At 74.5% G+C, this 10,735-nt stretch carries 12 protein-coding genes; 8 read left to right on the top strand and 4 right to left on the bottom strand.

Annotation, left to right across the window (positions count from 1 at the left end):
* Positions 1-20: 20 nt before the first annotated feature.
* Positions 21-1,169: a dTDP-4-amino-4,6-dideoxygalactose transaminase gene (gene rffA, locus IDM29_RS01705; protein WP_182111751.1), complete on the top strand. Its 1,149-nt coding sequence runs from the start codon at positions 21-23 to the stop codon at positions 1,167-1,169.
* Complete coding sequence (locus IDM29_RS01710) at positions 1,169-1,969, top strand: GNAT family N-acetyltransferase (protein WP_188037126.1); 801 nt, start codon at positions 1,169-1,171, stop codon at positions 1,967-1,969. Before rffA ends, IDM29_RS01710 begins: the two co-directional genes overlap by 1 nt.
* Here the strand turns inward: IDM29_RS01710 and IDM29_RS01715 are convergent.
* Positions 1,962-3,011 (bottom strand): hypothetical protein, encoded by a 1,050-nt coding sequence (locus IDM29_RS01715; protein WP_182111749.1) that lies wholly within the window; start codon positions 3,009-3,011, stop codon positions 1,962-1,964. The genes IDM29_RS01710 and IDM29_RS01715 overlap by 8 nt on opposite strands.
* 132 nt (positions 3,012-3,143) lie before the next feature.
* On the opposite strand from IDM29_RS01715, the gene IDM29_RS01720 reads away from it, so the two are divergent.
* From IDM29_RS01720 to IDM29_RS01730, 3 genes are read left to right on the top strand one after another with little or no spacing between them, the layout of a single operon-like run.
* On the top strand, positions 3,144-3,818 hold the full coding sequence (locus tag IDM29_RS01720; RefSeq protein ID WP_255491589.1) for a glycosyltransferase family 2 protein: 675 nt from the start codon (positions 3,144-3,146) through the stop codon (positions 3,816-3,818).
* 5 nt (positions 3,819-3,823) lie between these two features.
* Entirely contained in the window at positions 3,824-4,222 is a 399-nt protein-coding gene (locus IDM29_RS01725) for a DUF2304 domain-containing protein (protein ID WP_182111748.1), read from the top strand.
* Positions 4,200-5,849, top strand: a complete 1,650-nt coding sequence (locus tag IDM29_RS01730) for a DUF2142 domain-containing protein (protein WP_188037127.1) — start codon at positions 4,200-4,202, stop codon at positions 5,847-5,849. The genes IDM29_RS01725 and IDM29_RS01730 overlap by 23 nt, the downstream gene beginning before the upstream one ends.
* Here the strand turns inward: IDM29_RS01730 and rfbA are convergent.
* Together rfbA and IDM29_RS01740 are read right to left on the bottom strand one after the other, a co-directional pair.
* Positions 5,794-6,666 (bottom strand): glucose-1-phosphate thymidylyltransferase RfbA, encoded by an 873-nt coding sequence (gene rfbA / locus IDM29_RS01735; RefSeq protein ID WP_182111746.1) that lies wholly within the window; start codon positions 6,664-6,666, stop codon positions 5,794-5,796. The genes IDM29_RS01730 and rfbA overlap by 56 nt on opposite strands.
* 55 nt (positions 6,667-6,721) lie before the next feature.
* On the bottom strand, positions 6,722-7,693 hold the full coding sequence (locus IDM29_RS01740) for an FkbM family methyltransferase (RefSeq protein WP_182111745.1): 972 nt from the start codon (positions 7,691-7,693) through the stop codon (positions 6,722-6,724).
* A gap of 158 nt (positions 7,694-7,851) precedes the next feature.
* Here IDM29_RS01740 and manA point away from each other — a divergent pair, with 158 nt between their 5' ends.
* Positions 7,852-9,048, top strand: coding sequence for a mannose-6-phosphate isomerase, class I (manA, locus tag IDM29_RS01745; RefSeq protein ID WP_188037128.1), 1,197 nt, complete (start codon positions 7,852-7,854; stop codon positions 9,046-9,048).
* Between the two features lie 3 nt (positions 9,049-9,051).
* Here manA and IDM29_RS01750 read toward each other — a convergent pair whose 3' ends face one another.
* Complete coding sequence (locus IDM29_RS01750; RefSeq protein ID WP_188037129.1) at positions 9,052-9,840, bottom strand: TIGR03089 family protein; 789 nt, start codon at positions 9,838-9,840, stop codon at positions 9,052-9,054.
* 198 nt (positions 9,841-10,038) lie between these two features.
* Between IDM29_RS01750 and IDM29_RS01755 the strand changes: the two genes are divergently transcribed.
* Together IDM29_RS01755 and IDM29_RS01760 are read left to right on the top strand one after the other, a co-directional pair.
* Complete coding sequence (locus tag IDM29_RS01755) at positions 10,039-10,380, top strand: WhiB family transcriptional regulator (protein ID WP_182114236.1); 342 nt, start codon at positions 10,039-10,041, stop codon at positions 10,378-10,380.
* Between the two features lie 46 nt (positions 10,381-10,426).
* On the top strand, positions 10,427-10,735 hold a 309-nt coding region (locus IDM29_RS01760), incomplete at its 3' end, for a glycosyltransferase family 2 protein (RefSeq protein ID WP_375372393.1).

Below are 10,735 nucleotides of genomic sequence, written 5' to 3' on the forward strand. Positions count from 1 at the left end.
GCCGCCCTACCCTGGACCCCGTGACCGCGCCGTGGATCCCCTTCTCCAAGCCCTTCCGCGCCCCCCGCGAGACGCAGTACGTCGAGGAGGTGCTCCGTACCGGCCACACCCACGGGGACGGTCCCTTCACGGAGGTCGCGAGCGCCGCGTTGCAGCGGATCGCGCGCAGCGGCTCGGCCCTGCTGACCGGGTCCGGTACGCACGCCCTGGAGCTGGCGAGCTGGCTGCTCGAGCTCGGCCCCGGCGACGAGGTGGTGGTACCGAGCTTCACGTTCTCCACCACTGCGGCGTCCGTCGTCATGACGGGTGCCACGCCCGTCTTCGTCGACATCGACCCGCGCACGGGGAGCCTCGATGTCGACGCCGCGGAGCGCGCGCTCACGCCGCGGACGAAGGCCGTCTACGTCGTGCACTACGGCGGGGTGGCGCCCGACATGGACCGGCTGACCGCCGTGACCGAGCGCGCCGGCGTCGCGCTCGTCGAGGACAACGCCCACGGCCTCGGCGCACGGTGGGGCGGCCGCTCGTGCGGCACGTTCGGCGTGCTGGCCGCGCAGAGCTTCCACGCGACCAAGAACATCCAGTGCGGTGAGGGCGGCGCGCTGCTGATCAACGACGAGACCCTGCGGGGCCGGGCGGAGATCCTGCGCGAGAAGGGCACCGACCGGTCCAAGTTCCTCCGCGGCGAGGTCGACAAGTACAGCTGGATCGACCGCGGCTCGAGCTACCTCCCGAGCGAGATCACCGTCGCGGTGCTCGCGGCGCAGCTCGAGGCCTTCGACGAGATCCAGGCCGCGCGGCACCGCATCTGGGACGCCTACGCGAGCACCCTCGTGACCTGGGCGCAGGAGACCGGCAGCGAGCTCATGTCACCGCCCCCCGCGGCCGACCACCCGGCGCACGTCTTCTACCTCCTCACGCCGACGCCGTCCATGCGCGACGACCTGCTCGCGCACCTGCGCTCACTCGGCGTCGGGGCGACGTTCCACTACATCCCGCTGCACTCGAGCGAGGCGGGCCGGCGGTTCGGTCGGACCCACGAGGGGTGCCCCGAGACGGACTCCTTCGCCGCCCGGCTCGTGCGCCTGCCGTTGTGGCCGGGTATGAGCGACTCGGAGGTCGAGCGTGTGGTCACCGCGGTCCGCACGTTCGTCCCGGTGCGGGTCTGATGGCCTGGGTCGACCTCGACCAGGTCGGCGTCACCGTCCGGTCCAGCGCGGTGGAGAGCGAGCGCTTCGGGCTCGCGGTCGACCGCGTGACCATCGGCACCGGCCCGATCGACCCCGCCCTCGCCGCGCGTCTCGACGACCGCCCGGCCGACGTCCTCGTCGTGCGGTACGACGCCGCGCGGCTCGACGTCGGCGCGGTCCTCGCGCAGGGACGCCGCGTCGTCCTGCCCGCCGGGGCCCTCACCTACTGGGACACGGCCGTCGAGGGCACGGCAACGGAGGCCGTCGTGCCCCCCGACGGTCTCGACGTGCGGGCGGGGGACAGCCCGGAGCTCGGCGACGTCGCGTCGGTGCTGCGCGATGTCGTGCGCGCGTCGTTCACGGGCTACGGGAACCACTACGCCGCGAACCCGTTGTTCGACCGCGCCGCGGCGCTCGCCGGGTACGAGGACTGGGCCGTCCGCTCCGCCGTGGCCGCCCCCGAGGACGTGCTCGTCCTGCGCCAGGACGGACGGCCCATCGGCGCCGCCACGCTCGAGGACTCCGGCGCGGCGGTGGAGGTGCTGCTCGCGGGTCTCGTGCCCGAGGCTCAGGGGCGACGCCTGTACGACTGGCTCCTGCGCGCGTGCGTCGACGTCGCGCGGGACCGCGGTGCCCGGCGCCTGGTCATCTCGACGCAGGTGCACAACGTGCGCGTGCAGCGGGCCTGGGCCCGAGCCGGGCTGCGTCCCTTCGCCGCCGTCGAGACGGTGCACCTCGTCGAGCCGGGGCTGCTCCGCTCGGCCGACGCCGTCAGCTGACGGGCCGCGGCGCCACGCGGCCCGGGTCGACCGTGCGCCCCAGGGGGCGCGGCAGGTAGGAGACCGCGCCCCGCAGCCAGGCGGCGGCCGACAGGGGCGCCGGCTCCGCGGCGTCGCGCTCCGGCGGGGGCGTCGTCGCCGACGAGCGCCGCCGGAGGTTGGTCACCGCGCGGTCCACCGGCGCACCCACCCAGTGGTCCCACCACGGGCCGACCCGGAACGTGCGGTCCCAGCCGAGGATCTCGCGCAGCTCTGCCGGCTCACGGATCGATGCGGCGCCGAGCTCCGCTGCCGCGACACGCCGCCGGTCCTCGAGCGAGGCCGACGGGTCGTGGAACTCGGGCCACGTCGAGGCGACCGCCTCCACGGCGGTGCGCTGCTCGCCGTCGAGGCGCATCGCGTCCCCGTGGACCAGGGTGTCGATCCCCAGGCCGGCTGCGTACACCAGCGGCGTCGAGAGGCGGTTGGAGACGACCCGTTCGGCGGAGGTCAGCAGGGTGTGCAGCCGGCTGAGGAATGCCGGGTCCGTGCGTTGGCCCAGCGTGACGCACCGGTGCCCGGCGGACCGGTACGCCGCAACCACGTGCGGGTCGTCGGCCTCCAGGTGGTACAGGCAGACGGTCGAGGGCCCCACGGTCCGTGCCCACTCCTGCGCGATCGCGGCGTGGTCGCCGTGCAGACGCTGCGTCGGGATGCCGTGGACGGGCATGATCACCGTGCCGGAGCGTCGCCCGGCGTCCCCCGCCGCCGCGTCTGCGCCGGTCGAGGCGACCAGGTAGAGCCACGGGGCGCCGATGGCGACCGTCCGGCGCGTCTCCCGGTCGGGGGACCAGGCGCGGGACGCGTGGCTCCAGACGAACAGCGACCTGTCCTGCGGACCGCCCGGAGCGCCGATGGTCGGGAAGTCGCGGAAGTGGGTCGTCACCGGCGAGGCCGGCGTCCACCCGTGCTGGACGAGCCCTCGCACGTGCCGGGGTCGGTCGAGCCCGACGTAGCGGGCGAAGGCGCTGCTGTGGCCGTAGTAGTGGTTCTGCGACTCCACGTCGGGCACTCTACGCGGGGCCGGTACCCTGGAGTGACGCGTGCGCGACCGACCGGTCGGACCCGCGTCTCGCGTCCTGCCGTCCAGCCTGCCCTGCCGTCGAACGGCCCCACGGAACCGGAGCATCCCCTCGTGGCGGACAACGCCGATGCCTGCCTGGTGGTCCCGTTGTACAACGAGGCCACCGTCATCCGCGACGTCGTGGCCGCCGCCCGGGTGAGGTTCCCCCGGGTCGTCGTGGTCGACGACGGCAGCTCCGACGGGTCCGCGGACCGGGCGCGCGAGGCCGGCGCGATCGTGGTCCAGCACCCGATCAACCTCGGCCAGGGGGCGGCGCTGCAGACGGGGATCGAGGTGGCGCTCCGGCTGCCCGGCGTCGAGTACCTGGTGACCTTCGACGCGGACGGCCAGCACCGGGTGGAGGACGCCGAGGCCATGGTGGCGCGCCTGCGGGCGGACGAGGCCGACATCGTCTTCGGCTCGCGGTTCCTCGACGCCCGCACCCAGCCCGGCGCGCTCAAGAAGGCGGTCCTGCGGCTCGCGATCGCGTACTCGAACGTCTCGACCGGGGTGCGCCTGACCGACACGCACAACGGCCTGCGTGCCCTCAACCGACGGGCGGCGTCGTCGCTGCGGATCCGGCAGAACCGCATGGCGCACGCCTCGGAGATCATCGACCAGCTGGGCCGGTCGGGGCTGCGGTGGGTCGAGCACCCGGTGCACATCGTCTACACGGAGTACTCGCGGTCCAAGGGCCAGTCGGTGCTCAACGCGGTCAACATCCTCACCGAGCTCATCTACAGGTAGGCCCAGTGCTGATCAAAGTCCTCCTCCTGCTGGGCGTCGGCGTCTTCGTCGCACTCGGGTTCCGCGCGCCCAGCGGGGCGCGCCACCTCGCGCTGCGGCGCATCGCGCTGGTGGGCTTCGCCGTCCTGGCGGTCCTCTCGGTCCTCTTCCCCGACGCGTGGAACGCGGTCGCGCAGATCGTCGGCGTCGGCCGCGGGACCGATCTGCTCCTGTACGGGACGATCATCGTGTTCCTGCTGACGCTGGTCACGACCTACCGCCGCTTCCGCGAGCTCGAGGCCCAGATCACGCTCCTCAGCCGCCGCCTCGCCATCGACGAGGCGATGGGGGCGCTGAGCACCGCACCCGCGCGGAGCACCGGCGAGGCGTCAGGGAGCACCGATGACGGCCGCACCGATGACTGAGGCGGCCCTCGCCGAGTCCGGGGAGCGGGCGCCCGGTACGCCGACGTGGCGCGCCCGGGTCTCCGTGCGCGTGCGGCGCCGCGACCCGCGGCTGGTCTTCTGGGCGGCGTGGGCGGCGCTCCTCGCACTCACCGGCCTGTGGGCGGTCGGGAACCCGATGGGCGCCGCACCCGACGAGCCGAGCCACATCGTCAAGGCCGCGGCGCTCGTCCGCGAGGGCACGCTGGGCGTCGAGACGCGTCCCGGCGTGCGCGAGGCGCAGGTGCAGCGGCTCTACGCGATGACGCACGAGATGCCGGGGTGCTACGCGTTCCGGTCGTCGGAGCCCGCCACCTGCTGGCAGGGGGAGCTGGTCGACCTCGACCGGATGGAGACCGCCGTCACGACGGCCGGGAACTACAACCCGCTCTACTACCTCGTCGTCGGGCTGCCGACCCTTCTGCCGCCGTCGCTCGACACGCTCTACCTCATGCGGCTCGCGGGAGCGGCCTTCGCCTCGTTGCTGCTCGCGCTGGGGCTCCGGTCCGTGGCGGAGATGCCCGTCAACCGCTGGGTCGTCGGCGGTACCGCGGTGGCGATCACGCCCATGGTCGTGTTCATGAACAGCTCCGTGAACCCGAACGCCGTGGAGGCCTCGGCCGGTCTCGGGCTGTGGCTGACCCTCCTCGCCGCCTTGCGGCACCCGGACCCCGCGCTCGTGCGGCGGCGGTGGTGGCGGGCCGGGTTCCTCGTGGTGGTCCTCGTGAACGCGAAGGCCTTGTCGCCCTTGTTCCTCGCCCTCATCGTGCTGACGGTCGTCGCGCTCGCGCCCTGGCGCAACGTCACCGGGGCGCTCGGCGACCGGCGGGCATGGCCCGGGCTCGGGCTCGGCGTCGTCGGCTCGGCATTCGCGGTGTGGTGGACGCTGACCTCGGGCGGCGTCGCGGGAGCCGACACCGTCAGCTTCCCGGAGCTGACCCCGCCCACGGCGCTCAACACCGTGCTCCGCCTGACGACGGCGTACTACCACGGCCTGATCGGCCGGTTCGGCTGGCTGGACACCCGGCCGCCCGACCTCGTCTACTCCTGGGTCACCGCGGTCCTCGGGCTCCTGCTGATCCTCGCGCTGGCGGCCGCGCGCCGTCGGGACCGCTGGGTGCTCGTCGCCCTGGTCGTGGTGGTCGTGGCCACGCCGGTCGTGCTCCAGATCCCGCAGGCGCCGTTCGTCGGCCTGCCGTGGCAGGGGCGCTACCTCCAGGCGGTCGCCGTCGGCGTGCCGATCGTCGCCGGCCTCCTGTGCGACCGGTGGCTCGCGGACCTGCGTCCGCGGCTCGCGCGCGACGTCGTCCGCCTCGTGGTGGGGGCGACCGTCGTCGTGCAGGTGGTCAGCTTCGCGGCCAACCTGCGCCGCTACGTCGCCGGCACGGAGGCGCCCTGGTTCGACCCGGTCGACAACCCGTGGCTGCCGCCGGTGCCCGCCTCCCTGCTGCTCGTCGGGTCGTTGCTCGCTGCCGCCGCCGTCGGCGCCGTGCTGGTGTGGCTCGCGGGCGGGGCGCCCCGGGCCGTCGATGCGGACGGCCCGGGACCCGAGCTCAGTCCCGTCCGTGCTGCAGCAGCCCCAGCAGGTAGTTCCCGTAACCGGACTTGACCAGCGCCTCGCCACGCACGCGCAGCTCGTCGTCGGACAGGAAGCCCCGGCGCCAGGCGACCTCCTCGGGCGAGCCGATCTTCAGGCCCTGCCGGTGCTCGATCGTGCGGACGTAGTCCGACGCCTCGAGCAGCGAGTCGAACGTGCCGGTGTCGAGCCACGCGGTCCCGCGCGGGAGCACCTCGACCTGGAGCCGACCCTGCTCGAGGTAGCGCCGGTTCACGTCCGTGATCTCGTACTCCCCGCGGGCGGAGGGCTCCAGGTCCCGCGCGATGGCGACGACGTCGTTGTCGTAGAAGTACAGCCCGGGGACCGCGTAGTTCGAGCGCGGCTGCGCCGGCTTCTCCTCGAGCGACAGCGCCCGGCCGGCCGCGTCGAACTCGACCACCCCGTAGCTGGTCGGGTCGGCGACCCGGTACGCGAACACGGCGCCGCCGTCGATGCTGTCGAAGCGCGACAGGGTGGCCCCCAGGCCGGGACCGTAGAAGATGTTGTCGCCGAGGACGAGGGCGGCGCTGTCGTCGCCGACGAAGTCCGCTCCGAGCACGAAGGCCTGGGCGAGGCCGTTGGGCACGGCCTGGACGGTGTACGAGATCGAGATGCCGAACTGCGAGCCGTCGCCCAGCAGCCGCTGGAACTGCTCTGCGTCATGCGGCGTCGTGATGACCAGGACGTCCCGGATGCCGGCCAGGATCAGCGTCGACAGCGGGTAGTAGATCATCGGCTTGTCGTAGACGGGGACCAGCTGCTTGCTGACCCCGAGGGTGATCGGATGGAGCCGGGTACCGGACCCGCCGGCAAGGATGATTCCGCGCATGGGGCCCTAGTGTGCCGCATGCGGGTCCGCGCCGACGCGGTCGGGGCCGCGCCGCTCAGCCCTGCGGGTGCGTGACCCGCAGGCCGAGCCGCGGCAGGAGCGCCAGGAGCGCCGCGAGCCGCTCCTGCGGCACGAACGCGTGGTTCCAGGCGAGGCCGTCGTGCACCACGGCCTGGCCCACGACGGCCTCCGTCGCGCCGAGGCGGACGTCCACGAGGTCGTGCCGGTCACGGAAGGCCTCGAGGTCGGCGAGGTGGGCCCCGGGCAGGACCTCGAGGAACATGACCGGGCGGTCTCGCCCGACCACCGCGTGGGCGCCCGCGAGCACGCGGTGCTCGGCGCCCTCGACGTCGACCTTGACGATCGTCACCGTGGGCGAGCCCTGGCGGCGCCAGTAGGCGTCGAGCGCGACCGTCGGCACGACGATCGGCTCGCTGCCGGGCTTGAAGCCCGCGTCGATCGAGCTGCTCGTCTCCACCAACCCGGACAGGGGCGGGACGAAGAGCTCGATGCTGCCCTCGGAGTCCGTCACGGCCGCCTCGACGACGGTGACCCGGCGCGAGGTCGGGTTCAGCGCGAGGTTCTCCCGCAGGAGGCGCGCGACCGGCGGGAACGCCTCGAAGGCGTGCACCGTCGCGCCGTGCACCGTCGACGCGATCAGCGAGTACACCCCCGTGTTGGCGCCGACGTCGAGCACGGCACCGGGTGCGGCGCGCAGGGCCGCCAGGAAGACGTCGGGCAGCGGGCGCTCGTAGCCCCGCCACCCCGCCTGGTGGAAGGCCTCGACGCACTGGTCGGCGCCCTGCCGGCGCAACGCCTTGACGCGCCGCGCGCGCAGGTCGTGCACCCCGGCCGGCAGGCGCAGCGCGACGATGTCCCCGCCCGAGCGCCGGCTGTCGAGCCGGTCGGCCAGCGTGTGGGCGCCGAGGGCCTCGACGGCGCGCACGCCCCGCTCCGACCCGGCGAAGGTCCGCGCGGCGAGCGCGCGTGCACGGCCGAGCGGCGACGGCGAGGCGTCCGGAGGCACCACCCCAGCGTGCCAGGGACGGAGCGAATCGGCAGGGGGTGGTCCGCACCGAGAGCCCCTTCGCTAGAGTGCGGACCGCACCGACGGGGTGCGGCTCCGCAGTGCGTGCAGTCCGCACCGTCCGCAGACAGGCCGTCAGGCGTCGAGGGGGTGGGGTGGTGCAGCGACTTCGGGGGCGGGTCCGCCACTACGCGTGGGGGTCCCACGCCGCGATCCCGCGCCTGCTGGGCCACCCGCCGCAGGACCTCCCGATCGCCGAGCTGTGGTTCGGGGCGCACGCCTCGACCCCGTCGTTGCTCGACGCGCCGACGGGCCAGGAGCCGCTCGACGCGGCGATCGCGGCGGACCCGGAGCGCATGCTCGGTCCAGGCGTCGTCGCCCGGTTCGGCACGAGGCTGCCCTACCTGCTCAAGATCATCGCTCCCGACGGGCCGCTCTCGCTCCAGGTCCACCCGAACCTCGAGCGGGCCGCGCGCGGCTTCGAGGCGGAGGAGGCGGCCGGCCTCGCCGTCGACGACCCGGCGCGCAACTACCGCGACCGCAACCACAAGCCCGAGCTGCTCTACGCGCTGACGCGGTTCGAGGCGCTGTGCGGGTTCCGCGCACCGCGCCGGGCGGCCGAGCTGGTGGCGGGCATCGACGCGCCGCTCGCCAAGACGCTGCACGAGGTGCTCACGGCCTCTCCCACCTACGAGGGCATGCGCGCCGCGTTCCGCGGACTCCTGGACCCCGCGGTCCGCCCGAGCCCCGACGACGTGCAGGTCGTGGCCGACGCGTGCCGGCTGCGGCTGCTGGACGGCTCTCCGTCGCCGCGCGCGGACCGTACCGTCGTGCAGCTCGCCGAGGCGTACCCGGGGGACCCGGGTGCGGTGACGTCGCTCCTGCTCAACCCCGTGACCCTCGAGCCCGGTGACGCGCTCTTCGTGCCCGCGGGCGGCGTGCACGCGTACCTCAAGGGGCTCGGCGTCGAGATCATGGCCAACTCGGACAACGTGCTGCGTGCGGGGCTGACCGCCAAGCACATCGACATCCCCGAGCTGCTCGCGAACGTCGACTACGTCGCCGCGCCGCCGATCCGCGTCGCCCCCGAGGTGTTCTACGAGACGACCAAGGTCTTCTACGCGCCGGTCGACGACTTCGAGCTCTCGGTGACGACCGTGACCAGCGGCCGCGACCACCGGCTGCCGGGCCGCGGACCGCGCGTCCTGGTGTGCCTCGAGGGCGAGGTCACCCTGGACTCGCAGGCCGACGGCTCCCTGATGCTGCGTGCGGGCGAGGCCGCGTTCGTCCCCGCGCACGACGGCCCCCTGTCGGCGCGCGGTCGAGGTCGTCTCGTCCAGGCGGACGTGCCCTGAGGCTCAGCCCTCGCTCGTGACCCGCTCCGCGCTCACCAGCCGCTCGCGCCGCTCGCCGTCGACCGCGAGCTCGGCGCCCACCGCCGGGTCGCAGAGCACCACCGAGCCGTCGAGCGCCAGGACTCCGAGCACGTCCCGCACCGCGTCGGTGACGCGTCCGCCCACGGGCGGGGTGAGCAGCGCCCGGGGCGCGGGCGCCGCGCTGCGGGCCGCCGCGGGGGAGGCGGTCGCCCAGCCCACGAGGGCGCCGTGCGGCACCAGCGGGTCCGCGGCCCCGAGCGCCGGCTCGTCGCGGTCGACCGGCGGTGCCCAGGAGATCACGTCCCCGTACGTCATGACCGCCGTCGCGGCGTCCAGCGCCCGGGTGGGCAGGTCGCCGTCGAAGCGGCGCGCGAGCGCGGGGAGCGCGACGGCGACGAGCTCGGCCGCGTCGGGGTAGCGGTCCGGCGCGTCGGTCACGACCACGTCCGGCCGGCGCGGGGACGAGGAGGGTGCGCCCGGGTCGAGGAGGACGGTGGCGCCCGCCCGCCACGTCGCCAGGGCCCACACGACCGTCCGCCAGTGCACGGGCAGGTCGAGGAGCACCACCGTCCCGGGGCCGGCGTCGAGCTCCTCGACCAGGAGGTTCGTGGTCTTGGCGACCCAGTTGTCGAGCACGTGCCCGGACAGCTCGACGCGCTCGCCGTCCGGCCCGTACCAGGTCAGCCGCGGCCGGCCGGGGTCGCGCAGCAGGCGCGCCAGGACGTCGGCGACGGTGGCGGGCGCGTGGGGGTGCGCGTCGGGGGAGGCCATGGGCGTCAGCCTAGGTCGGGCCGCCGCCCCCGGCGGATCGGCGCGGGCCGCCCGAATGTCCGGATTGCGGTGGGCCGGGCGCGTGACCTACCACCCCGCGGCTTGACTCTGCGGCACGACACGCGTGTAATTCCACCAATGCACTTCTCGCAGGGCGAACGCCTGAGGGGCACCGACGCGGGCACGGAGGCTCTGGACATGTGGAACCTGCTCAATGACGACGCACCGTTCCCGACCGACCTCGGGCTCGAGCCGCCGGTCGAGGTCGCGACCGACGGGGCCGCGATCCTCCCGCTCTTCGGCGCCGCCGACGACGAGACGGTCCTGAGCTGGCAGGAGCGGGCCCTCTGCGCGCAGACGGACCCCGAGGCGTTCTTCCCCGAGAAGGGCGGTTCCACCCGCGAGGCGAAGAAGGTCTGCACGAGCTGCGAGGTGCGCGCCGAGTGCCTCGAGTACGCCCTCGCGCACGACGAGCGCTTCGGCATCTGGGGCGGGCTGTCCGAGCGCGAGCGACGCAAGCTCAAGAAGCGCGTCGTCTGAGCCCCCTGACCTCCTGCGCCGCTCGCGTGGCGCAGGATAGGACCCGATGACCCAGGCTCACCCCCAGCCCTCCGCGCCCCCGGCCCGGTCCCGCACCGTCGAGGTGACGGCGGTCCTCGTGACCCGCGGGACCACCGAGTACCTCGAGGAGACCCTCGCGGCACTCGGGGCGCAGACGCGCGCGCCGCAGCGCGTGCTCGTGGTGGACGCCGCACCCGCGGACCAGCCGGACGACGACGTCGCGGCGGTCGCGGGGCGCCTGCGCGCGCCCGAGGGCGGCGTGGGCCCCGTCGTACGCGTGGTCAGCGCCCGGGGCGCCCGCACGTTCGGCCACGCCGTGCGCGCCGCCCTCGCG

The organism is Actinotalea sp. JY-7885 (assembly GCF_014525465.1).
GTDB lineage: Bacteria > Actinomycetota > Actinomycetes > Actinomycetales > Cellulomonadaceae > Actinotalea.